We start from the raw sequence: 24,513 nt of genomic DNA on the forward strand, positions 1-24,513 counted from the left end.
TGGGCCAGCGCGCCAAGCTCGGCCTGGCGTTCAACGAAATGGTCCGCAGCGGCGAGCTGAAGGCACCCATCGTGATCGGCCGCGACCACCTCGACTCCGGCTCGGTGTCCAGCCCGAACCGCGAGACTGAAGCCATGCAGGACGGCTCCGACGCCGTGTCCGACTGGCCGCTGCTCAACGCCCTGCTGAACACCGCCAGCGGCGCCACCTGGGTCTCGCTGCACCACGGCGGCGGCGTGGGCATGGGCTTCTCGCAGCACTCGGGGATGGTGATCGTCTGCGACGGCACCGACGAAGCGGCGGCGCGCATCGCCCGCGTGCTGACCAACGACCCAGGCACCGGCGTGATGCGTCACGCCGACGCTGGCTACCAGATCGCCATCGACTGCGCGAAGCAGCAGGGCCTGAACCTGCCGATGATCACCGGCAAGTAATTCAGCAGTCCAGGACCAGGGAGAGGGCCGCCGCACGGCGTGGTGCGGCGGCCCGGTCCGTACAGCAGCAGTACATCGACAGACAAGAAATCCCGTCGGGAGAACAATAACGATGTCCCAGGCCAGTGATAGCTCCAAACCCTTGATCGAAGTGCGTTCGATCAACTACATCCCCGAGGCCGAGCGCCACGGCAAGCTCTACAGTCAGTTCACCCTGTGGCTGGGCGCCAACCTGCAGATCACCGCCATCGTCACCGGCGCCCTGGCCGTGGTGCTGGGCGGCGATGTGTTCTGGTCGCTGATCGGCCTGCTTATCGGTCAGTTGCTGGGCGGCGGCGTCATGGCGCTGCACGCGGCCCAGGGGCCGAAGCTAGGCCTGCCGCAGATGATCTCCAGCCGTGTGCAGTTCGGTGTCTATGGCGCGGCTATTCCGATCGTGCTGGTGTGCCTGATGTACCTGGGCTTCACCGCCACCGGCACCGTGCTGTCCGGCCAGGCGCTGGGCCAGCTGTTCGGCGTCAGCGACAGCGTCGGCATCCTGATGTTCGCCAGCGTCATCGTGCTGGTGACCGTCCTCGGCTATCGGGTGATCCATGTGATCGGCCGCATCGCCAGCGTCATCGGGGTGATCGCCTTCGTCTACCTGTTCAGCCGCCTGATGAGCCAGACCGACGTCAGCGCGCTGCTGCAGATTCGTCACTTCAGCTGGAGCAGCTTCCTGCTCGCGGTGTCCCTGGCGGCCTCCTGGCAGATCGCCTTCGGCCCCTACGTCGCCGACTACTCGCGCTACCTGCCGAGCAAGACGTCCTCGTTGAAGACCTTCCTCGCCGTAGGAGCGGGTTCGGTGATCGGCGCGCAGGTGGCGATGATCTTCGGCGTGTTCGCCGCCGCCGGGGCCAACGGTCAGTTCGCCGGCCATGAAGTGGCCTACGTCGTCGGCCTGAGCGGCAGTGGCGCCGTTGCCGCGCTGCTCTACTTCAGCATCGCTTTCGGCAAGATCACCATCTCGACACTGAACTCCTACGGCAGCTTCATGTGCATCGCCACCGTGATCAGCGGCTTCCGTGGCCACCTGGAAGTGAGTCGCTTGCAGCGCCTGGTGTTCGTCCTGCTGATCGTCGGCGCCGCGACCCTGATCGCGCTGCTCGGCCAGCACTCGTTCCTCGGCGCGTTCAAGTCCTTCATCCTCTTCCTGCTGGCCTTCTTCACCCCGTGGAGCGCGGTCAACCTGGTTGATTACTACTGCATCACCCGCGAGCACTACGACGTGCCGGCGCTGGCTGACCCCGATGGCCGCTACGGCCGCTGGAACGTGCCCGGCATCAGCGTCTATGTGATCGGCGTCCTGGTGCAATTGCCGTTCATTTCCACCAAGTTCTACACCGGCCCGCTGGTCGATGCCCTGGGTGGCGTGGATATCTCCTGGATCATCGGCCTCGTGGTTCCGGCCGTTCTCTATTACCTGGTCGCCCGGCGCGTCACGCGGGCAGTACCGGACCGGCTGATCCTGCCGGCCCGCACCTGAACAGACCGGCCCGGCCGCGCGGCCACAAGCAGGCGCGGCCCTTGCACTGCCCCAACCTCATTCACGTTTAGGAGCATCAGATGAACAACACCAAGAAGACGCTGCTGGGCCTGTTCCTTTCCGCCGGACTGCTGGGCGGCAACCTGGCATCGGCCCAGGCCGCCGGCTGGTGCGAGAGTGGCAAGCCGGTGAAGTTTGCCGGGCTGAACTGGGAGAGCGGCATGCTGCTCACCGATCTCATGCAGATCATCCTGAAGCACGGCTACGGCTGCGAAACCGACAGCCTGCCGGGTAACTCCATCACCATGGAACAGGCGCTGGCGAACAACGACATCCAGATCTTCAGTGAAGAGTGGATCGGCCGCAGCGACGCCTGGAACAAGGCCGCCGCCGCGAACAAGGTAGTCGGCGTGGGCGCGCCCATCGTCGGCGCCACCGAAGGCTGGTACGTGCCGCGCTTCGTGATCGAGGGCGACAAGGCGCGCAACATCGAAGCCAAGGCGCCGAACCTGAAGGCCGTGACCGACCTTGCGCAGTACTCCGAAGTCTTCCGTGACCCGGAAGAGCCGGGCAAGGGCCGCTTCTACAACTGCCCGGCCGGTTGGACCTGCGAGCTGGAAAACTCCGAGATGCTGAAGAAGTACGGCCTTGAGGACAAGTACACCAACTTCCGCCCCGGCACCGGCCCGGCTCTGGATGCCGCCGTGCTGTCGAGCTACAAGCGCAAGGAGCCTATTCTCTTCTATTACTGGTCGCCGACGCCGCTGATGGGCCAGGCCGACCTGGTAAAGCTGGATGAGCCAGGCGTGAACAAGGACGTCAAGATCCAGGTCGGCCTGTCCAAGGCGTTCCACGAGCAGGCCCCGGAGCTGGTGGCCGTGCTGGAGAAGGTCAACCTGCCCATCGACCTGCTGAACCAGAACCTGGCGAAGATGGCCAAGGAGAAGCTCACTTCCGAGCAACTGGCCAAGGCCTTCCTCAAGGAGCACCCGGAGGTGTGGACCACCTGGGTCAGCGAGGACGCTGCGAAGAAGGTCCAGGCAGCGCTCTGACGCCGCCGAACCCGGAAGGAGCCCTGGCTCCTTCCGGTGATGCCCACTCCTGACGAGTACGTGCCATGTTTCCCGAACGCTTCACTTTCTCCATCGCCGACTGGGTCAACGGTTGGGTCGATGCCCTGGTTACCAACTACGGCGACGTGTTCCGCCACATCTCCGACACCCTGCTGTGGGCCATCGTCAACCTGGAGAGCGTGCTGCGGGCCACTCCCTGGTGGCTGATGCTGGCCATCGTCGCCGGCATCGCCTGGCACGCCACCCGGCGCATTCTGCCGACCGTGGTGATCGTCGGGCTGCTGTTCCTGGTAGGCGCCGTGGGCCTGTGGGACAAGCTGATGCAGACCCTCGCGCTGATGATGGTCGCGACCATCATCTCGGTGCTGATCGGCATCCCGCTGGGCATCGTCGCCGCGCGTAGCGATCGCTTCCGCGCCGTGCTGCTGCCGATGCTGGACATCATGCAGACCATGCCCAGCTTCGTGTACCTGATCCCGGTGCTGATGCTGTTCGGCCTGGGCAAGGTGCCGGCGATCTTCGCCACCGTGATCTACGCAGCGCCCCCGCTGATCCGCCTCACCGACCTGGGGATTCGCCAGGTCGACCGCGAGGTGATGGAAGCCATCACCGCCTTCGGCGCCAACCGCCGCCAGCAGCTGTTTGGCGTGCAACTGCCGCTGGCGCTGCCGAGCATCATGGCCGGCATCAACCAGACCACCATGATGGCCCTGTCGATGGTGGTCATCGCCTCGATGATCGGCGCCCGCGGCCTGGGCGAGGACGTGCTGGTGGGCATCCAGACGCTCAACGTCGGCAAGGGCCTGGAGGCGGGTCTCGCCATCGTCATCCTCGCCGTGGTCATCGACCGCATCACCCAGGCTTACGGCCGCTCGCGCCACACAGAGGCCAGCAAATGAGCAAGATCCAGGTCAAGAACGTCTACAAGATCTTCGGCGCCAAGGCCGATGCCGCACTGGACATGATCCGCCAGGGCAAGAGCAAGGCCGAGGTGCTCGCCGCCACCGATTGCGTGGTCGGCGTCAACGATCTTTCGCTGTCCATCGAGGCGGGGGAAATCTTCGTCATCATGGGCCTCTCCGGCTCCGGCAAGTCGACCCTGGTGCGCCACTTCAACCGCCTGATCGATCCCACCAGTGGGCAGATCCTGGTGGATGGCGAGGACGTGCTCGCCTATGACTCCGCCGCGCTGGAAAACTTCCGCCGGCGCAAGATCAGCATGGTGTTCCAGAGCTTCGGCCTGCTGCCGCACAAGAGCGTGCTCGACAATGTCGCCTACGGCCTGAAGATCCGTGGCGAGAGCAAGGCGCTGTGCCAGGAGCGCGCGCTGCACTGGATCGCCACCGTGGGCCTGAAGGGCTACGAGAAGTCCTACCCGCACCAGCTTTCCGGCGGTATGCGGCAACGGGTCGGCCTGGCCCGCGCCCTGGCCGCGGACACCGACATCATCCTCATGGACGAAGCCTTCAGCGCCCTCGACCCGCTGATCCGCGCCGACATGCAGGACCAGCTGCTGGAGCTGCAGAAGACCCTGCACAAGACCATCGTCTTCATCACCCACGACCTCGATGAAGCGGTGCGCATCGGCAACCGCATCGCCATCCTCAAGGACGGCCAGCTGATCCAGGTCGGCGCGCCGGCCGACATCCTGCACAAGCCTGCCGACGAGTACGTCGACCGCTTCGTCCAGCGCCGCGTCGCCGCGCTGTAACGCCATTCACCGGCGGGGAAGGGCGCTTCCCCGCCTACAGGAGTTCCGCATGTCGTCCGCTTCCACCATCACCCTGGGCAACGGCCCGCTGCGCTGGCAGGACCTGGTCGCCGTGGCGCGCCATGGCGCGCGTCTGCAACTGGCACCGGCCGCCTGGGCGCGCATCGACAACGCCCGGGGCATCGTCGAGCGCATCGTCAGCCGGGGTGAACGGGCCTATGGCATCAGCACCGGGCTGGGCGCGCTGTGCAACGTGGTGCTGCAGGGCGAGCAACTGGCGCAGCTGTCGCGCAACACCCTGCTCAGCCACGCCTGCGGCGTCGGCGAGCCGCTGAAGGACGAGCAGACCCGCGCGATCATCTGCGCGGCGATTACCAACTTCACGCACGGCAAATCCGGCCTGCACCGCCGGGTGGTGGAAGCGCTGCTGGCGCTGCTCAACCACGGCATCACCCCGCGCGTGCCCTCGCAGGGTTCGGTGGGCTACCTGACCCACATGGCCCACGTCGGCGTGGCGCTGCTGGGCATTGGTGAGGTGAGCTACCGCGGCGAAATCGTCCCGGCCTTCCAGGCGCTGGCCGCCGAAGGGCTGGAACCGGTGCAGCTGGGCGCCAAGGACGGGCTCTGCCTGGTCAACGGCACGCCGTGCATGACCGGCCTGAGCTGTCTCGCCCTGGATGACGCCACGCGCCTGGCGCAATGGGCCGATGTCATCGGCGCCATGAGCTTCGAGGCCCTGCGCGGGCAGATCGACGCCTTCGACGCCGAGATCATCGCGCTCAAGCCGCACCCGGGCATGCAGAAGGTCGGCGCCAACCTGCGCGCGCTGCTCGAAGGCAGCGAGGTGATCGCCGCCAGCAAGGGCATCCGCACCCAGGACGCCCTGAGCATCCGCTCCATGCCGCAGATCCACGGCGCCGTGCGCGACCAGCTGGAGCACGCGGCGAAACAGATCGAGACCGAACTCAACTCCGCCACCGACAACCCGCTGGTGCTGGGCACCCCGGACGACTACCGCGTGGTCTCCCAGGCCAACCCCCACGGCGAATCCGTGGCCATGGCCGCCGACCTGCTGGCGATCGCCGTGGCCGAGCTGGGCGGGGTTGCCGAGCGGCGCCTGGACCGCCTGATCAACCCGCTGGTCAGCGGCCTGCCGGCCTTCCTGGTCAGCCAGCCGGGGGTCAACTCCGGGATGATGATCGTGCAGTACGTCGCCGCCGCCCTCGCCGGCGAGAACCGCCAGCTGGCGCAACCGGCGGTGGTGGACAACTACGTCACCTCCGGCCTGCAGGAAGACCACCTGAGCCTGGGCACCAGCGCCGCGCTCAAGCTTGGCAAGGTGGTCGGCAACGTCACGCAGATCCTCGCCATCGAATACCTGCTGGCCGCCCAGGCCTTCGAATTCCTCAAGCCGCAGCGCTTCGGCAGCGGCACCGACTGCGCCTGGAGCCTGCTGCGCGAACGCGTGCCGGCCTACGACAGCGACCGCTGGCTGGCGCCGGACATCGCCCGCGCCGCCGCGTTGCTGGGCGAACCCGCTGCGCTGCAGAGCGTCGGCGCGAGCATCGGGAGACTGCAATGAAACACCTCTGGCAGCACTGCCACGCGGCAACCATGAAAGACGGCCGCTACTCGATCATCGAGGACGCCGCGATCATCACCGAAGGTGAACGCATCCGCTGGATCGGCCCGCGCGCCGAACTGCCCGAACGCCCGATCCAGAGCACCGATCTCGGTGGCGCCTGGGTCACGCCCGGTTTCATCGACTGTCATACCCACCTGGTGTTCGGCGGCGACCGCAGCGGCGAGTTCGAGCAGCGCCTGAACGGCGTCAGCTATGCCGAGATCGCCGCGGCCGGCGGCGGCATCGCCAGCACCGTGCGTGCCACCCGCGAGGCCAGCGAAGACGAACTGCTGGCCAGCGCCATCAAGCGTGCCCGCCCGCTGCTGGCCGATGGCGTGACCGTGCTGGAGGTTAAGTCTGGCTATGGCCTGGACCTCGACAGCGAACGACGCATGCTGCGCGTGGCGCGCCGGCTGGAGCAGGAGTTGCCGGTGACGGTGCGCACCACCTGCCTGTCCGCCCACGCGCTGCCGCCGGAATACGCCGGGCGTGCCGACGAGTACATCGAGCAGGTCTGCCAGCACATCCTCCCGGCGCTGGCCGACGACGGATTGGTGGACGCGGTGGACGCCTTCTGCGAGCACCTGGCGTTCTCCCCGGCGCAGGTCGAGCGGGTATTCCAGGCCGCACAGCGCCTGGGCCTGCCGGTGAAGCTGCACGCCGAACAGCTGTCTTCGCTGCACGGTTCCAGCCTCGCCGCGCGCTATGGCGCACTGTCCGCCGACCACCTGGAGTTCATGGACGAGAGCGACGCCATCGCCATGGCCGAGGCTGGCACTGTTGCGGTGTTGCTGCCCGGCGCCTTCTTCGTCCTGCGTGAGACCCAGCTGCCGCCGATGGACGCCCTGCGCAAGCACGGTGTGAACATCGCCATCGCCAGCGACCTCAACCCCGGCACCTCGCCGGCGCTGTCCCTGCGCCTGATGCTGAACATGGCCTGCACCGCCTTCCGCCTGACCCCGGAAGAGGCGCTGGCCGGCGTCACCCTCAACGCCGCCCGCGCCCTGGGCATGGCCAGCAGCCACGGCAGCCTGGAAGCCGGCAAGGTCGCCGACTTCATCGCCTGGGACATCCAGCGCCCTGCCGAACTGAGCTACTGGCTCGGCGGCGACCTGCCCAAGCGCGTCATTCGTCATGGCGAAGAGCTGTGAGGCCACAAGATCAAATGCCCCTCACCCTAACCCTGGCTGCGCGCCCCGCTCCAGAGGGAGAGGGGACCGTACGGTGCAGGATGAAACCGCAGCATCAGCCGGCACGGACAGCTCCCTCTCCCTCCGGGAGAGGGCTGGGGTGAGGGCAGCAATGGCACGAGGTTTCATCAGCCCGCTCGCTCCTGAGAAAAACGAACTCATCTCGCCCGTACTGGAGATAGCACCCCATGAATAACGTTCTCACCTTCAAACGCGGCCACGTCCCGCTGCTGATCAGCATGCCGCACCCCGGCATCCGCCTGACCCCGGCCGTGGAAGCCGGTCTGGTGGATGAGGCCCGCGAACTGGCCGACACCGACTGGCACATCCCGCGGCTCTACGCCTTCGCCGAGGAACTGGGCGCCAGCACCCTGGCCGCCAACTACTCGCGCTACGTCATCGACCTGAATCGCCCGGCCGACGACAAGCCGCTGTACAGCACCGCCACCACCGGCCTCTACCCGGACACCCTGTTCGACGGCCGCCCGCTGTTCAAGGACGGCCAGACGCCGTCGCCCGAAGAGCGCGCGCGCTACCTCGCCGAAGTCTGGACGCCCTACCACCAGACCCTGACCGACGAACTGGCGCGCCTGAAGGCCGAGTTCGGCTACGCGCTGCTGTGGGATGCCCACTCCATCGCCTCGGTGATCCCGCACCTGTTCGACGGCAAGCTGCCGGACTTCAACATCGGCACGAACAGCGGCGCGAGTTGCGATGCGGCGCTGGCCGAGCGCCTGGTCGCCGTTTGCGCCGACGCCCCGGCCTACCGACACATCCTCAACGGCCGCTTCAAGGGCGGGCACATCACCCGTCACTACGGCCAGCCGCAGGACAACGTACACGCCGTGCAGCTGGAGCTCGCCCAGTGCAACTACATGGATGAACACGCGCCGTTCGGCTACCGCGAAGACCTCTCCGCGCCCACCGCCCAGGTGCTGCGCCGGATGCTGGAAACCTTCATCGCCTGGGGCCGCGAGCACTACGGTCGCTGAGTTTTACGCAGCCTCCTGCCGCGCCGGGACTGTCGGCGCGGCGCCGCCGGACCACGCATCCCGGCGGCGCTGCCCCGGTGTGGCAGGGGGCTGTTTTTTCATTCGCACTGACAAGCTCAACGGTTCTGGGCTTCAGTGTCGAACCTTCCTCTCTGTCTGAGTCTCCTTGCCGCAAAGTTTTGAGAAAATTCCCATTCTCTCTCCAAGCTCTCTTGGGTTCTTTTCGCACTGTTAGCTTCGAGTTTTCGGTATGTCGCCGGAAGTCGGGACGACAATGGGAGAAGCACAATGAGGGCTCTGGCCTGTCTGGGCGATCAGACAACGTACGGAAACATCATTTCGGCAACAGCCACTTGGTTCGAGGGCGATAAGGCGATTGCTCAATTGGGCGATAAGGCGTGGTGCGGGAAGTGCAATGGTGCCTTTCCCATTATTGGCACGGCCTATGAGTGGTCGGAAAAACAACCGTACGTCGCTACCGGTGACAAGGTGGCTTGTCGCTGCCCAGACCATGTGGTGTATGGCTCTACAACTCAATTCACCACTTCTCCTGCGGCTGCTTCAACGCGCTCTTCAGGCGAAATATCCGCGACAGATACTTTACTGAATACCGCCCTCGAACGCCCTACCTATAAGGGGCGTGTCCAGCTTCTTGATTTGGAAGGAGCTCCAATATCCGGGCTTGAATACAAATTCGTCGACGCCTCAGGGGGGCCAATTAGCCGTGGCGCAGTTGACGGTACCGGGCGGTCTCCCTATCACGAGCAGGATGCATCCGCGGTAATTGCTGCTTACGTCGGCGGGGATCGTGACGGATGGGAGGTTTTGGAGTTCTTTGAGCCATTTTCAGATGATACTCAGCAGAGCGAGCAGTCATGAGTAAATTCGAGATATTTAGCGTTCACTTGGTCGATAAACTGAATGCACCAATAACTGGTCTTAAGTGCAAGATTATCTGCGAAGGCTCGGTATTTGATGGCTCAAGCAATGATCTTGGACAGATGGGACCAATTCTTCTTTACGAAAACTCGTTATCCCCGCAACAGCTGTCTGATATCAGGAAAGGACTTCGCCAGAAATTACCGGAGGCTGCGGTTTCGAATGTTGGCGTTAAGCTATCGATATACATTGTGACTGATACCGGAGCCGAGAAGCTTCTCCACGAGGAGGCTGTTCAGTGGGGAAGAAAAATAATAGTCGCCAGAAGCAACTGGGTGAAGGTGAGGATGCCCTTGATTCGGACGGATACCGAGGGTAAGCAAGAAGAGAGTTATAGGAAGGAAATGTGTGGTTTTGCTGAAGTTGAGTACGAGATTGGCAAGAATACTGGAAATTTTGCGACGACGAAAATAACCTTGTGCGATCTGCCTAAGAAAATAGTTGACACGGCTTTGAGGCATAGAGAGTCGACGGAATGGTCCTATTGGGTGGCGAAACACCCACTGCCACATCCAGTCCTTGGTAATCCGCCAGTTATTGGACCGAAAACGAATAAGTGCAGCCTTTTTGTCTATGATGTTCTCACTGAGGTTGGGCTGTCAGTCCCGCTGGTTGAGCGAGGCAGGAGCACATATATACCGTTTTATCAGAAGCTCTATCCACCATTGGCCGATACTTGGGCAGATCAGAGTCGGCTCTCTAAAAATTGGATTGCTGCTACAAGCCCGTTGCCAGGGGATGTTGGGGCTTATGTTGAAAGTTATATCGATGCGACGGGGCATGTTGGCTTTGTTGTGGCGCCAGGTGTAACAGTATCAGCGGCTGAGGATAAAATTCGCGTAAATGATGTTGGTTTTAGAGTGGCCAAAATGTCGGAAGAGCAGAGAGAATATAACTCAGCGCTGGGAGGGCGCGGAGAGCATGATTTTTTCATTTTTAGAAGGCTGAGGGCGTGAGAATATTTCTTAAGTTGTTTTTGTGTTTTTGTATTTTAGGTGCTGTTGCAATTTTATGCGTGGGTCTTTGGGGGGCTAATTCTAGATGCGATAAAGTTGAGGTGGGTAGTCCCCTGTACGGAATGGTAGTTGAAAGGTATAGGGGGGATTATCTGGCGTTGCGTAATGAAGGGCGTTCGGATATTGTGTTTCTTTCGGATCTATTTATTTATATGTATGAGCATCCGTGTGAGAATTATAATTCCGCTGTTCGTTTTATATTTGATCCGAAAATGGACGAAGGTCAAAAGTTGCTGGTTATTTTGAGTATGCAGCTTTTGCCGGCGGCAAGCTATTTTGATTTTTCCGAGGAGGCATTGCGTGCCTATAAGAAAGGGCAGTTGTCAGTGCGCGCACTGGATTCTGTGTTCTTTCCAAGTGTCACGTACAGTTCAAGGCATCAATGGTATTTCTGGTATCCACGGTGGAGAGAGCTAAATAAACGTGCTGCAAGCGCGGTGGGGGATCGTCACTTTGCCAGTGACGTTGATAGAAAATTGAGTGGCGAAACATGGTGGGATTGGATGGATGAACGCGCGGATCGAGGTTTTGCGCCCCAGCGAAGATAGATCGTTACTCCTTAAAGTCTATTTTGATTAATTCCTGTCCCTCGGTAAGGTAACCATCTAATACCGTGTCAAGGATGTAATGTCGGTAATATTTTCAGCAACTTGCTAATTCAAATCGATGCCGTGCCAATTGCCCCTCGGCATGCCGCACCAGCATCTCCAGCAGCAACGCCTGGGTATGCGGTGGCGTTTCGTCGGCGCGGGTCAGGGCGTAGAGCGTGACCTTGAACGTGGGTGAGAGCGTGCGCTGCACCGTCAGGTGTTCGTCCGCGCCCAGCGCGGTGAAAGGGTCGACCAGCGCCAGTCCGGTGCCGGCTTCCACCAGCGTGCGCGCCAGGGCATAGGTCTGCACCGCGATGCGCACGCGCGGCGGCGGTTCGACGTTGGCCAGGTGGCCTTCCAGGCGGGCGGACAGCGGGTCGGAGGTGGACAGACCGATCATCGGTTCGCCGGCCAGTTCGTCCAGCGTCAGGGGCTGGCCCAAACGATCTTCCGGCCAGTGGCCGCGCGGCGCCAGGGCGACCAGCGGGCCGCTGGCGATGGGCTGCGAGCGCAGGCCGGGGTGGTCGGTCTGCTGCAGGGTGAGGGCGAGGTCGAGTTCGCGCATCAGCAGGTTCTGCACCAGCTCGCGGGAGTGCTGGGTGGCCAGTTCGCAGCTGCTCTGCGGGTAGCGGTCGGTCCATTCGCGAATCACTGGCGGCAGTAGTGACAGCGCCATGGCCGGCGTGGCGCCCACGCGCAGACGGTTCTCCGGCTGGCCGCGCAGGCTCTGCGCCAGGCGCCGCACGCCCTGCAGGCTTTCGCTGACCTTGGCCACTTCGCGCTCCAGTTCCAGTGCCTCGGGCGTCGCCTGCAACTTGCCGCGTACGCGCAGAAATAGCGGGAAGCCCAGTTGCTGCTCGGCATGCTGCAGCACCTTGGTGACCGCCGGCTGCGAGACGTGCAGCAGTTGCGCGGCGCCGCTGACCGAGCCGGTCTCGCGGATGGCCTGGAACACTTCGATATGGCGCAGGCGCATGGGCGTCTCCCGTCGTGTGGATAACCTGCGCGTATAACGCAAGGTTATGGGTTGCCCATGTTTATTCATTGTTCGCCGCCTGTCACCCGGGCCTAAGGTCGGGGCCAGGAATGGATGGGCAGTGAGACAGCAATGGCACAGCGGGTATGCATCATCGGCGCGGGCGTGGTCGGGCTGGCCACGGCGCAGGCGCTGGTCCTCGAAGGCTTCGACGTCACCGTGCTGGAGGCGCGGGATCGGGCCGGGCTGGAAACCAGCTTCGCCAATGGCGGCCAGTTGTCCTACCGCTATGTCGCGCCGCTGGCCGATGCCGGTGTGCCGCAGCAGGCGCTGGGCTGGCTGCTGCGCGGGGATTCGCCGCTGCGCCTGCGCCCGCGCCTGGACCCGGCGCAATGGCGCTGGCTGCTGGAGTTCACCGCCGCCTGCCGGCGCTCGGTGAACCAGACCAACGCGAAACACCTGCTGCGCCTCGCGCTGTTCAGCCAGGCTACGCTGGCGCAGTGGCGCGAAGACGGGCTGGACGGTTTCGACTGGCGGCGCAACGGCAAGCTGGTGGCCTTCCGTGATGAAGGCAGCTTCCGCAGCGCGCGGCAGAACCTGTCCGATCCCTCCGAGCAGTTTGTGCTCTCGGCGCAGCAGTGCCGCGAGCTGGACCCGGCGCTGGAGCGCGCGCCCTTCGTGGGCGGCATTCATACGCCGGATGAGGAGGTCGCCGACTGCTTCCTGTTCTGCCAGCGGTTGGCCGAGCGTCTCCAGGCATCCGGTCACTGCCGGATTCTCTATGGTCACCTGGCGTCCCGGCTGATCCAGCGCAATGGCGCCGTGGTCGGAGTGGAGGCGGGCGGGGCGGCTGGTGTGGAAAGCTTCGAGGCGGATCACGTGGTGCTCGCCGCCGGCTACCGCAGCGCTGCGTTGCTGCCGGGCGGGCCGCGCCTGCCGCTCTATCCGCTCAAGGGCTACAGCCTGACCGCGCCGATTCGCGTGGGTGACCACGCGCCGGACGTGAGCCTGACCGACTACGACCGCAAGGTGGTCTACGCACGCATCGGCGACCGTCTGCGCATTGCCGCCATGGTCGACATCGTCGGCTTCGACCCGCGCCTGGAGCCCAAGCGCCTGGCTCTGATTCGCCAGCAGGCGGCGGACACCTTGCCCGAAGCCTGCGACTACGGCGCCGCCATCGAATGGGCCGGCATGCGCCCGGCCACGCCCACGGGCGTGCCGCTGGTGGGCGCCTGCGGGCCGCGCGGGCTCTGGTTGAATCTCGGCCACGGCGCTCTCGGTTTTACCCTGGCCTGCGGCAGCGCACAGCTGATCGCCGCGCAGATCAGCGGGCGCAAACCCGGTATCGACACCAGCGGCCTGACGCCAGAGCGACTGGCGGGCTGATTCCATCGGATAGGGAGACACATCATGCAACTCACACGCATCGCCACCAACGACCGCCTTTCCGGCGCTATGGTCTTCGGCTCGCTGGTTTTCCTTTCCGGACAGGTGCCCGGTCAGGCCAGCGATATCCAGGGCCAGACCCGCGAAGTGTTGGCGAAGATCGACGCACTGCTGGCCGAAGCCGGTACCGACAAGGCGAACATCCTCAGCGCGACCATCTACCTGAAGGACATCGCCGCGGACTTCGAGGCCATGAACGGCGTCTGGTCCGCCTGGCTGCCAGAAGGTTGCGCGCCGACCCGCACCACGGTGCAGGCGTTGCTGGCGCGGCCGTCGGTGCTGGTGGAAATCACCGTGATCGCCGCGCGCCCTTGAACCTCAACCCGACTGACAACAACAAGAGGGACCGAACCCATGAAACGACTCGCACTGGGAATGCTGGCGGCGTCCAGCCTGGTCTGCGCGCTGGCGCAGGCGAATGAAGCGCTGGACGGCACGCTGAAGAAAGTCGCCGATCGAGGCGCGATAACCCTGGGTTATCGCGACGCCTCGGTGCCGTTCTCCTACCTGGGCGACAACAGCGGGCAGCCCATGGGCTACTCGGTGGACCTGGCCGGCAAGGTGGTTGAGCGCATCAAGCAGAAGCTCGACAAGCCGGACCTGAAGGTGAAGTACAACCTGGTGACCTCGCAGACGCGCATCCCGCTGGTGCAGAACGGCACGGTCGACCTGGAGTGCGGCTCTACCGGCGTCACCGTCGAGCGCCTGAAGCAGGTCGCCTTCTCCTACGGCTTCATCTATGTGAAGGGCCAGTTGCTGACCGCCAAGGACAGCGGCATCCAGGGTTTCGACGATCTCAAGGGCAAGAACGTGGTGACCACTGCCGGGACCACCAACGAGCGCTACCTCAAGGCCTACAACGCCGAGCACAAGCTGGGCATGAACGTGGTCAGCGCCAAGGACCACGGCGAAGCCTTCCTCATGCTGCAGTCCGGCCGCGCGGTGGCCTTCTACATGGATGACGCGCTGCTCTACGGCGAGAAGGCCAAGGCCCGCGACCCGCACCACTGGGTGGTGGTGGGCGAGCCGCAGTCGCGGGAAATCTACGCCTGCATGGTGCGCAAGGACGACCCGCAGTTTCTCGCCCTCGTCAACCAGACCCTGGCCGACCTGTATTCTTCCGGCGAGATCAAGGGCATCTACCAGCGCTGGTTCGAGCAGCCGATCCCGCCGAAGAACCTCAACCTGGAATTCCCCATGACCGCCGAGCTGCAGGCGATCATCGCTAAGCCCACCAGCGAACCGGTGCAGTAGCGCCGCTAGCGTTGCAGGCCGAGGTGGCGGATCACCGGTTGCGCCTCGGCCAGGCGCTCCCAGACGTCGTCGAGCAATTCGGCGGGGTAGTAGGAGGGCAGGCGTGGCAATTCCGCGCGCGGGACCCAGGCGACCTCGCGGATATCGAACTCGTCGCCACCCAGGCCGCGCAGGTTGTCCAGGCTGACCCGGCCATCCCAGGCATCCACGCGGTAGAACAGTTCCATGTGGAAGCGCCCGGCCACCGGCTCGGCGAACTCGCGCACATAGACCAGCGGGCCGACCTCCACCGCCAGCCCGGTTTCCTCCCGGCACTCGCGACGTACCGTGTCGCGGGTGGATTGGTCCTTGTCCGACTCGAAGCCGCCGCCCGGCGGAATCCAGTAGATATCCCCGGCCTCCTCGTGGCGCACCAGCAGGATTTCGTCGTTGCGGACCAGAAGGCCTGCGGCGCGGATGCGGTGTTGCAGCGGAGACGTCATTGCCAGTCGAGCCTCGCCAGTTTCCACTCGGAGCCTTCGCGCCACCATTCCAGCTTCACGGAATAGTGCCCGGCACTGTCGGGGATCAGGTTCTCGGCGCCGGTGAGGGCGACCTGCGCGTCGGTCTGGCCGCGGTTGGTATAAGTCGGATCGATCCGGCTCTCGCTGCTGAGCAGGATCACCTTGACCTGCTGGTGGCGCAGGAGCATCAGCGTCATGGTGCGCTTGGCCCAGTCGCGGTCGAACTCGCCGTTGGCGCGGAAATCGCCGGCCAGCTGATCGATCACGGCCCCGCTATTCTTGGCTTCGAGGTTGTCCTGCAATTGTTTGACGGCGGCGTCCAGTTGCGCACGTGGATCGTCCCGGCCACAGCCGGTCAAGGTGAGCAGCAGCAGGAACAGAGAAAGAAACAACTTCCGTGGCATGGCTCACTAACTCCCTTATGGGTTTTTCGCTGGCCCGAGTATCATGCCCGACACCGTGGGGGCCGAAGACTTTCGATGGAAGTCGCGCCGCGGCAACGCGACTTTCTATTGGGTGGCGACAGGCCCTAGGATGGTTACTGGTCCGGAGCGACCGTACGCACTGATCCAGGAGCGAGCCATGCAAACTTTGTATCCGGAAATCAAGCCTTACGCGCGCCATGAACTGGCCGTCGAGGAGCCGCACGTTCTCTATATAGACGAGAGCGGTACGCCCGACGGATTGCCGGTTCTGTTCATCCATGGCGGCCCAGGCTCCGGTTGCGATGCCATGTCGCGGCGCTTCTTCGATCCGAATATCTACCGCATCGTCACCTTCGACCAGCGCGGCTGCGGCCGCTCCACGCCCTACGCGAGCCTGGAGAACAACACCACCTGGCACCTGGTTAAGGATATCGAGCGCATCCGCGAGCACCTGGGCATCGACAAGTGGGTGCTGTTCGGCGGCTCCTGGGGTTCGACGCTGTCGCTGGCCTATGCCCAGACCCACCCCGAACGCGTGCTGGCGCTGATCGTGCGTGGCATTTTCCTCTGCCGCCCGCAGGAAATCCGCTGGTTCTACCAGGAAGGCGCGAGCCGCCTGTTCCCCGATTACTGGGAGGATTACCTGGCACCGATTCCCGCCGACGAGCACGACGACCTGCTGCACGCCTTCCACCGCCGCCTGACCGGCCCGGACCAGATCGCCCAGATGCACGCTGCCCGCGCCTGGTCCACCTGGGAAGGCCGCACCGCCACGCTGCGACCGAACCCGGCGGTGGTCGAGCGCTTCGCAGACCCGCACCGTTCGCTGTCCATCGCCCGCATCGAGAACCACTACTTCGTCAACGACGGCTTCCTCGAACCCGACCAGTTGCTGCGCGACATGCACAAGATTGCCCACCTGCCGGGCGTGATCGTCCATGGCCGCTACGACGTGGTCTGCCCGCTGGACAACGCCTGGGCGCTGCACAAGGCCTGGCCCAACAGCGAGCTGCAGATCGTCCGCGACGCCGGTCACGTGGCCGGCGAGCCGGGCATCACCGATGCACTGGTGCGCGCCACCAACGAGATCGGCCGGCGCCTGCTGAACCTGCCGCCGGAGGCTGAATGAAGGGACTGATCCAGCGAGTGCGTGGCGCCCGCGTCGAGGTCGACGGCGAAATTGTCGGTGCCATCGACCATGGACTGCTGGCCCTGGTGGGGGTCGAACCCCAGGATGATGAAGAGTCAGTGAACCGTTTGTTGCACAAGCTGCTTAACTATCGAGTGTTTGGCGACGATGAAGGTAAAATGAACCTTTCATTGAGCGATGTCGGCGGCGGCCTGCTGCTGGTCTCGCAGTTCACCCTGGCCGCGGATACCCGAAAGGGGCTGCGGCCGAGCTTTTCCAGCGCGGCGCCACCTGAAAAGGGCGCCGCGTTGTTCGATCTGCTCGTGGAACAGGCGCGAGAGCGTCATCCGCTGGTCGCCACTGGCCGTTTTGGCGCCAACATGCAGGTCCACCTGGTCAATGACGGTCCGGTGACCTTTCTACTGGAGGCTTGAACGCGCGGCAGCTTGTCATATCGCCGTGGGATGATGGTTAGGGCTTATGCACTTAGAACAATGCGCCTCCGGGAGCCCGAAGTACCCGTGGAAAAAATCGGGGAATCATTCAGGCTCACCGGGGTCGGAACTCAATCGCCAGCAGATTGGCATCGCCTTTGCTGGCTTTAATCGTTTTGTGTTCACGGACGAGGGGGACTCGTGATTTTCCGTTCCGTTCAACAACCGCTTTCGCGCCAAATCCTTCGCGGACTGGTCGGCTCCGCCCTGTTGGCGTTGAGCGCTACCCATGCCTGGGCCTTCAATCTCGACGACGTTGGCGAAAAGGCCAAGGCGCTGGCTGCAGAGAAGTACAGCGCACCGACGAGCAACCTGCCATCGGAATTCAGCGAAATGAAGTTCGCCGATTACCAGCAGATTCGCTTCCGTAACGAGAAGGCCTACTGGGCCGACGAGAAGACCCCCTTCAAGATCAGCTTCTATCACCAGGGCATGCACTTCGATACCCCGGTGAAGATCAACGAAGTCACGGCGACCGACGTCAAGGAGATCAAGTACGATCCCTCCCGTTTCGACTTCGGTTCCCTGAAGTTCGACGCCAACGCCACCAAAGACCTGGGCTACGCCGGCTTCCGCCTGCTGTACCCGATCAACTCGCCTGACAAGCAGGACGAGATCGCCACCTTCCTGGGCGCGAGCTACTTCCGCATCATCGGCAAGGACCAGTGGTGGGGCCTGTCTGCCCGTGGCCTGGCGCTGGACACCGCGCTGCCGTCGGGTGAGGAATTCCCGCGCTTCCGGGAGTTCTGGATCGAAAAACCCAAGCCCAAGGACAAACACCTGGTGATCTTCGCGCTGCTGGATTCGCCCCGTGCGACTGGCGCGTACCGCTTCACCATCCGTCCGGGCAATGACACCGTGGTCGATGTGAAGGCACGCGTGTTCCTGCGCGACAAGGTGAGCAAGCTGGGCCTCGCGCCGCTGACCAGCATGTTCCTGTTCGGCTCCAACCAGCCGTCGCCGGAGCATAACTTCCGTCCGGAGCTGCATGACTCTACCGGCCTGCAGATCCACGCTGGCAACGACGAGTGGATCTGGCGCCCGCTGAACAACCCGAAACACCTGTCCGTCAGCGCCTACAGCGTCGAGAACCCGCGTGGCTTCGGTCTGCTGCAGCGTGGCCGTGAATTCTCCCGCTACGAAGACCTCGACGACCGCTACGACCTGCGTCCCTCCGCCTGGGTCGAGCCGCAGGGCGATTGGGGCAAGGGCACCATCGAGCTGGTAGAGATCCCGACTCCGGACGAGACCAACGACAACATCGTTGCCTTCTGGAACCCCGAGAAGCGCCCGGAAGCCGGCGAGCCGCTGGACTTCGCCTACCGCATGCGCTGGACCAAGGACGAGCAGGCCCTGCACGATCCGAAGAACGCCTGGGTCATGCAGACCCTGCGCTCGGTCGGTGATGTGAAGCAGAAGAACCTGATCCGCCAGCCGGATGGCAGCGTCGCTCTGGTCGTCGATTTCGTCGGCCCGACTCTGAAGGCGCTGGCAGGCGATGCCCCGGTGAGCACCCAGGTGAGCACCGACGACAACGCTGAAGTGAAGGAAAACAGCCTGCGCTACAACGCAGTGACCCAGGGCTGGCGTCTGACCCTGCGGATCAAGGTCAAGGATCCGAAGAAGCCGACGGAAATGCGCGCTGCCCTGGTAAACGGTGGCCAGACAATTTCCGAAACCTGGAGCTACCAGCTGCCTGCCGATGAATAACTCCACCGCTACCACCGCGCCGGTGGCCGATTATCTCGCGCACCTGCCCCTGTCGGCGCAGGAGCGTGAGCGGCTGGCCAAGGCCGGTTCCTTCAGCGAGTTGCACGAGCAACTCGCTGGCGACGTCGAGGGTGAAGACGCTGCGCTGGCTTCGGTCGGTGCGCGTCTGCGCCACGGCTACGGCCAGGACCTCGACGATGCCCAGATGCTGGGCATGGACGACAACGGTCGTACCTACCTCAAGGCCGCGCCGCCGATCCAGCGCACCAAGGTGATCCCCGAACCCTGGCGCACCAACCCGATCATGCGCGGCTGGCGCCGCCTGACCGGGCGCAGCAACCCGGCCAAGCCTGCCCGCGACCTGCCCAAGGCCCGCTGGCAACGCGTCGGTTCGCTGCGCCGGTTCATCCTGGTCCTGCTCATGCTGGGCCAGACCAGCGTCGCCACCTACTACATGAAAGGCATCCTGCCCTACCAGGGCTGGGCCTTCGTCGACCTCGAAGAGATCAATCGCCAGACCTTCCTGCAGACCCTGGAGCAGGTGCTGCCCTATGCCATCCAGTTCGGCGTGCTGACGCTCTTTGCCATTCTCTTCTGCTGGGTCTCGGCAGGTTTCTGGACCGCCCTGATGGGCTTCTGGGAGCTGCTCACCGGTCGCGACCGCTACCGCATTTCCGGCAGCAGCGCAGGCAGCGAGCCGATTGCCGCCGACGCCCGCACGGCCATCGTCATGCCGATCTGCAACGAGGACGTCCCGCGCGTCTTCGCCGGCCTTCGGGCGACCTACGAGTCGGTGGCGGCCAGCGGCGAGCTGGATCGCTTCGACTTCTTCGTGCTCAGCGACACCAACCAGCCCGACATCGCCATGGCCGAAGAAAAGGCCTGGATCGAGCTGTGCAAGGAAGCCCTGGGCTTTGGTCGCATCTTCTACCGCCGCCGCCGCCGCCGGGTGAAGCGCAAGAGCGGCAACATCGACGACTTCTGCCGTCGCTGGGGCGGCCAGTACAAGTACATGGTCGTCATGGACGCCGACAGCGTGATGAGCGGCGACTGCCTGACCAAGCTGGTGCGCCTGATGGAGGCCAACCCCGAGGCTGGCATCATCCAGACCGCGCCCAAGGCGTCGGGCATGGACACCCTCTACGCGCGCATGCAGCAGTTCGCCACCCGCGTCTACGGCCCGCTGTTCACCGCCGGCCTGCACTTCTGGCAGCTGGGCGAATCCCACTACTGGGGACACAACGCGATCATCCGGGTGAAACCCTTCATCGAGCACTGCGCCCTGGCGCCGTTGCCGGGCAAGGGTTCCTTCGCTGGCGCGATTCTCTCCCACGACTTCGTCGAAGCCGCGCTGATGCGCCGCGCCGGCTGGGGCGTGTGGATCGCCTACGACCTGGAGGGCAGCTACGAGGAATTGCCGCCCAACCTGCTGGACGAGCTCAAGCGTGACCGCCGCTGGTGTCACGGCAACCTGATGAACTTCCGCCTGTTCCTGGTCAAGGGCATGCACCCGGTGCACCGCGCGGTGTTCCTCACCGGCGTGATGTCCTACCTGTCGGCGCCGCTGTGGTTCTTCTTCCTGGTGCTGTCCACCGCGCTGCTGGCGGTGCACCAGCTGATGGAGCCGCAGTACTTCCTGGAGCCGCGCCAGCTGTTCCCGATCTGGCCGCAGTGGCACCCGGAAAAGGCCATCGCCCTGTTCTCCACCACCCTGACCCTGCTGTTCCTGCCCAAGCTGCTCAGCGTCATGCTGATCTGGGCCAAGGGCGCCAAGGGCTACGGCGGTGTGATCAAGGTGACCCTGAGCATGCTGCTGGAGATGTTCTTCTCCGTGCTGCTCGCCCCGGTGCGCATGCTCTTCCACACTCGCTTCGTGCTGGCCGCGTTCCTCGGCTGGGAAGCCCAGTGGAAGTCGCCGCAGCGTGACGACGACGATACCCCGTGGAGCGAGGCGATCCGCCGCCACGGCCTGCAGACCTTGCTGGGCCTGTGCTGGGCCTTGCTGGTCGCGTGGCTGAACCCGCGCTTCCTGTGGTGGCTGTCGCCCATCGTCGGCGCCCTGATGCTGTCGATCCCGGTTTCGGTGATCAGCAGCCGGGTCAAGCTGGGCCTGGCCTCGCGCGACGAGAAGCTGTTCCTCATCCCCGAGGAATACGACACTCCCCGCGAGCTGCGCGCCACCGACGAGTACACCTACCAGAATCGCTGGCAGGCTCTGAAGGACGGCTTCGTCCGTTCCGCCGTCGACCCGGTACTGAATGCCCTGGCATGCGCCATGGGCACTGCCCGTCACGGTCAGTCCGCCGCCATCGAAGCGACCCGCACTGCACTGGTCGAGAAGGCGCTGGAAGCCGGCCCCGAGCAGCTCGACGGCAACCGTCGCCTGGCGCTGCTGAGCGACCCGGTGGCGCTGTCGCGCCTGCATCTGGCGCTCTGGCAGGGTGACAAGGAGCAGTGGATCGGCCCTTGGCGGCAATCGCTGAAGGCCGACGCCCATGCCCCGGCCGTGCCCTTGGCGCCGGTCGCGGAGCAAGGCGCCATGGCACTGCCCGCCGCGCAATCCTGACCCAGCGCCTCCCTCGTCCCGTCCGGGGCGAGGGAGGGGTGGCGGTTTAGCCTGTTTTCCCCACGCACCGCTGCTGGTACCCTTCGCCAGCTATCCAGAAAAGATTGAGATATCCGCCGCATGGGGTACGCTTCGCACCCTTCTGTGCCCGGCATGCCTGGTCGCGCGCGATTCGATCGCTGGAAAAAACAACAAGTTCTTTCACTTGCTTGGGAGTATGGGGATGAAAAAGTACCTGGCATCGCTGGTGATGGGCGTCTGCGCCCTGGTCAGCGTGAGCGCGGCTCAGGCCGGCGCCATCGATGAAGCGGCCAAGCGCGGCACGCTGCGCGTGGGCATGGACCCGACCTACATGCCGTTCGAGATGACCAACAAGCGCGGTCAGATCGTCGGTTTCGAAGTGGACCTGCTCAAGGCCATGGCCAAATCCATGAATGTCAAGCTGGAGCTGGTCTCCACCGCCTATGACGGCATCATCCCGGCCCTGCTTACCGACAAGTTCGACATGATCGGCTCGGGCATGACCCTGACCCAGGAACGCAACCTGCGCCTGAACTTCTCCGATCCCTTCATCGTGGTCGGCCAGACCCTGCTGATCCGCAAGGAACTGCAAGGCGAGATCAAGTCCTACAAGGACCTGAACGACGCGAAATACCGCATCACCTCCAAGATCGGCACCACCGGCGAATTCGTCGCCAAGAAGCAGCTGTCCAAGGCCCAATACCATGGCTTCGACAACGAGCCCGAAGCAGTCATGGACGTGGTCAACGGCAAGGCCGACGCCTTCATCTACGACTCGCCCTACAACGTCGTCGGCGTGAGCAAGTTCGGCGCCGGCAAGCTGGTGCACCTGGATCAGCCGTTCACCTACGAGCCGCTGGCCTTTGGTCTGAAGAAGGGCGACTACGACTCGATCAACTTCATCAACAACTTCCTCAAGCAGATCCGTGAAGACGGCACCTACGATCGCATTCACGACAAGTGGTTCAAGAACACCGACTGGCTCAAGGACATGGAATAATCCGCGTCTGACTCAGATCGACCCGACGCGCAGGCCCCAAGCCTGCGCGTTCGCATTTTCACGGTAGAGATTCGTGGCTAGAACGAAACGCGCAACCTGGCCCTGGCACGGGCTGACCGGACTGATCCTCCTGCTGATCGGCCTGGCCCTCTGGTACTCCACTTCGCTGATTTCCTACGAGTGGCGCTGGAACCGCGTCCCGCAGTACTTCGCCTACCAGGCCGAAGAACCGCAGCGTGCGGACAGCATCTCGCGGGTGGAAAAGATCGAGGATCAGGGCGACAAGGCCCGCGTCACCCTGGTGGACGACGACGGCAAGCAACAGGTGCTGACCGTGGCCGCCGACAGCCTGCAGTTCTCCGAGAACGACGATGTCGCCGAGGGCGATGTGGTCGGCGCGACCCGTCACTGGGCCGCCGGTCCGCTGGCCTGGGGCCTGTGGACCACGGTCTGGATTTCCTTCGTTTCTGGCGCGCTGGGCCTGTTCATCGGCCTGTTCACCGGTCTCTGCCGCCTGTCGAAGAACCCGACCCTGCACGACCTCTCGACCCTCTACGTCGAACTGGTGCGCGGCACGCCGCTGCTGGTACAGATTTTCATCTTCTACTTCTTCATCGGCACCGTGCTGAACCTGTCCCGCGAGTTCGCCGGGGTGGCCGCGCTGGCACTGTTCACCGGCGCCTACGTCGCTGAGATCGTCCGCGCCGGCGTGCAGTCCATCGCCCGTGGTCAGGACGAAGCCGCGCGCTCCCTGGGTCTGAACGCTGCGCAGTCGATGCGCCACGTGATCCTGCCGCAGGCCTTCAAGCGCGTGCTGCCGCCGCTGGCCGGGCAGTTCATCAGCCTGGTCAAGGACACTTCCCTGGTCTCGGTGATCGCCATCACCGAGCTGACCAAGAGCGGCCGCGAGGCGATTACCACCTCGTTCTCCACCTTCGAGATCTGGTTCTGCGTCGCCGCGCTCTATCTCGTGATCAACCTGCCGCTGTCGCATCTGGCGGGGCGCCTGGAGCGGAGGCTCGGCCAAAGTGATTGAAGTGCGTAACCTGACCAAGGTCTTCGACACTCGCGGGCAGGTCGTGCGCGCGGTGGATGACGTCACCACCGGCGTGGCCAAGGGCGAAGTGGTGGTGGTGATCGGGCCGTCCGGCTCGGGCAAGTCCACCTTCCTGCGCTGCCTCAACGGCCTGGAAGAGTTCGACTCCGGCTCGGTGAGCATCGACGGCGTCGACCTCGCCAACCCGAAGACCGACATCAACGCCTACCGCCGCGAAGTCGGCATGGTGTTCCAGCACTTCAACCTGTTCCCGCACATGACCGTGCTGGAGAATCTGTGCCTGGCGCAGAAAGTCGTGCGCAAGCGCGGCAAGGCCGAGCGCGAGGCCAAGGCCCGTGCGTTGCTGGACAAGGTCGGCATCGGCCAGAAGGCCAACGAGTACCCGTCGCGGCTCTCTGGCGGCCAGCAGCAGCGTGTGGCGATTGCCCGTGCGCTGTGCATGGAGCCGAAGGTGATGCTGTTCGATGAACCCACCTCAGCGCTCGACCCGGAGATGGTCGGCGAGGTGCTGGACGTGATGAAGACCCTAGCGCTGGAAGGCATGACCATGGTCTGCGTGACTCACGAGATGGGCTTCGCCCGTGAAGTGGCGGACCGCGTGCTGTTCTTCGATCACGGCAAGCTGTTGGAAGACGCCGCTCCGGCGGAATTCTTCGCCCAGCCTAAGGACGCGCGTGCGCAGACCTTCCTGCGGCAGGTGTTGTGAGACCGCTGCCTCGGTGAGCAAGCCGCCTCCGGGCGGCTTTTTTGTGCCTGCCCGGAGGGGAAGTCTGTTCTCTGTGATCAGCCGCTGGCACCCGTAGGGTGAATAATCCGGAACGGGTTATCCGCCAGG

At 64.0% G+C, this 24,513-nt stretch carries 23 protein-coding genes and 1 pseudogene; 21 read left to right on the forward strand and 3 right to left on the reverse strand.

The features are described 5' to 3' along the window. The 11 genes and pseudogenes from IB274_RS27230 to IB274_RS27280 all read left to right on the forward strand — a co-directional run. A pseudogene (locus tag IB274_RS27230) lies at positions 1-434 on the forward strand (urocanate hydratase); the annotation flags it as partial. Positions 435-546: 112 nt separating this feature from the next. Beyond that, positions 547-1,959: a purine-cytosine permease family protein gene (locus tag IB274_RS27235; RefSeq protein WP_192435893.1), complete on the forward strand. Its 1,413-nt coding sequence runs from the start codon at positions 547-549 to the stop codon at positions 1,957-1,959. A gap of 80 nt (positions 1,960-2,039) precedes the next feature. Further along, entirely contained in the window at positions 2,040-3,011 is a 972-nt protein-coding gene (locus tag IB274_RS27240) for an ABC transporter substrate-binding protein (protein WP_192435894.1), read from the forward strand. Between the two features lie 65 nt (positions 3,012-3,076). Further along, positions 3,077-3,931, forward strand: a complete 855-nt coding sequence (locus tag IB274_RS27245) for an ABC transporter permease (protein ID WP_184588043.1) — start codon at positions 3,077-3,079, stop codon at positions 3,929-3,931. Then, a complete protein-coding gene (locus IB274_RS27250) occupies positions 3,928-4,743 on the forward strand; it encodes a quaternary amine ABC transporter ATP-binding protein (RefSeq protein WP_184588045.1) in 816 nt (271 codons plus the stop codon). Before IB274_RS27245 ends, IB274_RS27250 begins: the two co-directional genes overlap by 4 nt. 49 nt (positions 4,744-4,792) lie before the next feature. Further along, on the forward strand, positions 4,793-6,325 hold the full coding sequence (gene hutH / locus IB274_RS27255) for a histidine ammonia-lyase (protein ID WP_192435895.1): 1,533 nt from the start codon (positions 4,793-4,795) through the stop codon (positions 6,323-6,325). Then, positions 6,322-7,518: an imidazolonepropionase gene (gene hutI, locus IB274_RS27260; protein WP_192435896.1), complete on the forward strand. Its 1,197-nt coding sequence runs from the start codon at positions 6,322-6,324 to the stop codon at positions 7,516-7,518. The genes hutH and hutI overlap by 4 nt, the downstream gene beginning before the upstream one ends. 227 nt (positions 7,519-7,745) lie before the next feature. Beyond that, complete coding sequence (gene hutG / locus IB274_RS27265; protein WP_192435897.1) at positions 7,746-8,549, forward strand: N-formylglutamate deformylase; 804 nt, start codon at positions 7,746-7,748, stop codon at positions 8,547-8,549. Between the two features lie 288 nt (positions 8,550-8,837). After that, entirely contained in the window at positions 8,838-9,428 is a 591-nt protein-coding gene (locus IB274_RS27270) for a PAAR domain-containing protein (RefSeq protein ID WP_192435898.1), read from the forward strand. Further along, positions 9,425-10,444: a hypothetical protein gene (locus IB274_RS27275; RefSeq protein ID WP_192435899.1), complete on the forward strand. Its 1,020-nt coding sequence runs from the start codon at positions 9,425-9,427 to the stop codon at positions 10,442-10,444. The genes IB274_RS27270 and IB274_RS27275 overlap by 4 nt, the downstream gene beginning before the upstream one ends. After that, on the forward strand, positions 10,441-11,052 hold the full coding sequence (locus tag IB274_RS27280; protein ID WP_192435900.1) for a hypothetical protein: 612 nt from the start codon (positions 10,441-10,443) through the stop codon (positions 11,050-11,052). The genes IB274_RS27275 and IB274_RS27280 overlap by 4 nt, the downstream gene beginning before the upstream one ends. A 94-nt stretch (positions 11,053-11,146) precedes the next feature. On the opposite strand, the gene IB274_RS27285 is transcribed toward IB274_RS27280, so the two are convergent. Then, positions 11,147-12,139 (reverse strand): LysR family transcriptional regulator, encoded by a 993-nt coding sequence (locus IB274_RS27285; RefSeq protein WP_412548455.1) that lies wholly within the window; start codon positions 12,137-12,139, stop codon positions 11,147-11,149. Between the two features lie 63 nt (positions 12,140-12,202). Here IB274_RS27285 and IB274_RS27290 point away from each other — a divergent pair, with 63 nt between their 5' ends. Genes IB274_RS27290 through IB274_RS27300 form a run of 3 tightly spaced genes read left to right on the forward strand, consistent with a single transcriptional unit; the run spans position 12,203 to position 14,773 of the window. Further along, entirely contained in the window at positions 12,203-13,459 is a 1,257-nt protein-coding gene (locus IB274_RS27290) for a D-amino acid dehydrogenase (RefSeq protein ID WP_192435902.1), read from the forward strand. Between the two features lie 24 nt (positions 13,460-13,483). After that, a complete protein-coding gene (locus IB274_RS27295; RefSeq protein WP_192435903.1) occupies positions 13,484-13,834 on the forward strand; it encodes a RidA family protein in 351 nt (116 codons plus the stop codon). A gap of 39 nt (positions 13,835-13,873) precedes the next feature. Then, on the forward strand, positions 13,874-14,773 hold the full coding sequence (locus IB274_RS27300) for a transporter substrate-binding domain-containing protein (RefSeq protein WP_192435904.1): 900 nt from the start codon (positions 13,874-13,876) through the stop codon (positions 14,771-14,773). Between the two features lie 5 nt (positions 14,774-14,778). On the opposite strand, the gene IB274_RS27305 is transcribed toward IB274_RS27300, so the two are convergent. Together IB274_RS27305 and IB274_RS27310 are read right to left on the reverse strand one after the other, a co-directional pair. Next, entirely contained in the window at positions 14,779-15,255 is a 477-nt protein-coding gene (locus IB274_RS27305) for an NUDIX domain-containing protein (protein ID WP_192435905.1), read from the reverse strand. Then, positions 15,252-15,680, reverse strand: a complete 429-nt coding sequence (locus IB274_RS27310; RefSeq protein WP_192435906.1) for a hypothetical protein — start codon at positions 15,678-15,680, stop codon at positions 15,252-15,254. The genes IB274_RS27305 and IB274_RS27310 overlap by 4 nt, the downstream gene beginning before the upstream one ends. A gap of 178 nt (positions 15,681-15,858) precedes the next feature. On the opposite strand from IB274_RS27310, the gene pip reads away from it, so the two are divergent. From pip to IB274_RS27345, 7 genes are all read left to right on the forward strand, one after another. Continuing rightward, positions 15,859-16,830, forward strand: a complete 972-nt coding sequence (pip, locus tag IB274_RS27315; RefSeq protein WP_192435907.1) for a prolyl aminopeptidase — start codon at positions 15,859-15,861, stop codon at positions 16,828-16,830. Beyond that, on the forward strand, positions 16,827-17,264 hold the full coding sequence (gene dtd, locus IB274_RS27320) for a D-aminoacyl-tRNA deacylase (protein WP_081515381.1): 438 nt from the start codon (positions 16,827-16,829) through the stop codon (positions 17,262-17,264). Before pip ends, dtd begins: the two co-directional genes overlap by 4 nt. A gap of 201 nt (positions 17,265-17,465) precedes the next feature. After that, positions 17,466-19,034, forward strand: a complete 1,569-nt coding sequence (locus tag IB274_RS27325) for a glucan biosynthesis protein G (RefSeq protein ID WP_192435908.1) — start codon at positions 17,466-17,468, stop codon at positions 19,032-19,034. Beyond that, positions 19,027-21,600: a glucans biosynthesis glucosyltransferase MdoH gene (mdoH, locus tag IB274_RS27330; protein ID WP_192435909.1), complete on the forward strand. Its 2,574-nt coding sequence runs from the start codon at positions 19,027-19,029 to the stop codon at positions 21,598-21,600. Before IB274_RS27325 ends, mdoH begins: the two co-directional genes overlap by 8 nt. A gap of 223 nt (positions 21,601-21,823) precedes the next feature. After that, a complete protein-coding gene (locus IB274_RS27335) occupies positions 21,824-22,621 on the forward strand; it encodes a transporter substrate-binding domain-containing protein (protein WP_192435910.1) in 798 nt (265 codons plus the stop codon). Between the two features lie 73 nt (positions 22,622-22,694). Next, a complete protein-coding gene (locus IB274_RS27340) occupies positions 22,695-23,657 on the forward strand; it encodes an amino acid ABC transporter permease (RefSeq protein ID WP_192435911.1) in 963 nt (320 codons plus the stop codon). Next, positions 23,650-24,384, forward strand: coding sequence for an amino acid ABC transporter ATP-binding protein (locus IB274_RS27345; protein ID WP_192435912.1), 735 nt, complete (start codon positions 23,650-23,652; stop codon positions 24,382-24,384). Before IB274_RS27340 ends, IB274_RS27345 begins: the two co-directional genes overlap by 8 nt. Positions 24,385-24,513 lie beyond the last annotated feature (129 nt).

Source organism: Pseudomonas sp. PDM18 (assembly GCF_014852585.1).
GTDB lineage: Bacteria > Pseudomonadota > Gammaproteobacteria > Pseudomonadales > Pseudomonadaceae > Pseudomonas.

Coding starts and splice junctions, on each gene's coding strand:
- IB274_RS27235 (WP_192435893.1), top strand. CDS start 547: ATGTCCCAGGCCAGTGATAGCTCCAAACCCTTGATCGAAGTGCGTTCG.
- IB274_RS27240 (WP_192435894.1), top strand. CDS start 2,040: ATGAACAACACCAAGAAGACGCTGCTGGGCCTGTTCCTTTCCGCCGGA.
- IB274_RS27245 (WP_184588043.1), top strand. CDS start 3,077: ATGTTTCCCGAACGCTTCACTTTCTCCATCGCCGACTGGGTCAACGGT.
- IB274_RS27250 (WP_184588045.1), top strand. CDS start 3,928: ATGAGCAAGATCCAGGTCAAGAACGTCTACAAGATCTTCGGCGCCAAG.
- hutH (WP_192435895.1), top strand. CDS start 4,793: ATGTCGTCCGCTTCCACCATCACCCTGGGCAACGGCCCGCTGCGCTGG.
- hutI (WP_192435896.1), top strand. CDS start 6,322: ATGAAACACCTCTGGCAGCACTGCCACGCGGCAACCATGAAAGACGGC.
- hutG (WP_192435897.1), top strand. CDS start 7,746: ATGAATAACGTTCTCACCTTCAAACGCGGCCACGTCCCGCTGCTGATC.
- IB274_RS27270 (WP_192435898.1), top strand. CDS start 8,838: ATGAGGGCTCTGGCCTGTCTGGGCGATCAGACAACGTACGGAAACATC.
- IB274_RS27275 (WP_192435899.1), top strand. CDS start 9,425: ATGAGTAAATTCGAGATATTTAGCGTTCACTTGGTCGATAAACTGAAT.
- IB274_RS27285 (WP_412548455.1), bottom strand. CDS start 12,139: ATGAATAAACATGGGCAACCCATAACCTTGCGTTATACGCGCAGGTTA.
- IB274_RS27290 (WP_192435902.1), top strand. CDS start 12,203: ATGGCACAGCGGGTATGCATCATCGGCGCGGGCGTGGTCGGGCTGGCC.
- IB274_RS27295 (WP_192435903.1), top strand. CDS start 13,484: ATGCAACTCACACGCATCGCCACCAACGACCGCCTTTCCGGCGCTATG.
- IB274_RS27300 (WP_192435904.1), top strand. CDS start 13,874: ATGAAACGACTCGCACTGGGAATGCTGGCGGCGTCCAGCCTGGTCTGC.
- IB274_RS27305 (WP_192435905.1), bottom strand. CDS start 15,255: ATGACGTCTCCGCTGCAACACCGCATCCGCGCCGCAGGCCTTCTGGTC.
- IB274_RS27310 (WP_192435906.1), bottom strand. CDS start 15,680: ATGCCACGGAAGTTGTTTCTTTCTCTGTTCCTGCTGCTGCTCACCTTG.
- pip (WP_192435907.1), top strand. CDS start 15,859: ATGCAAACTTTGTATCCGGAAATCAAGCCTTACGCGCGCCATGAACTG.
- dtd (WP_081515381.1), top strand. CDS start 16,827: ATGAAGGGACTGATCCAGCGAGTGCGTGGCGCCCGCGTCGAGGTCGAC.
- mdoH (WP_192435909.1), top strand. CDS start 19,027: ATGAATAACTCCACCGCTACCACCGCGCCGGTGGCCGATTATCTCGCG.
- IB274_RS27335 (WP_192435910.1), top strand. CDS start 21,824: ATGAAAAAGTACCTGGCATCGCTGGTGATGGGCGTCTGCGCCCTGGTC.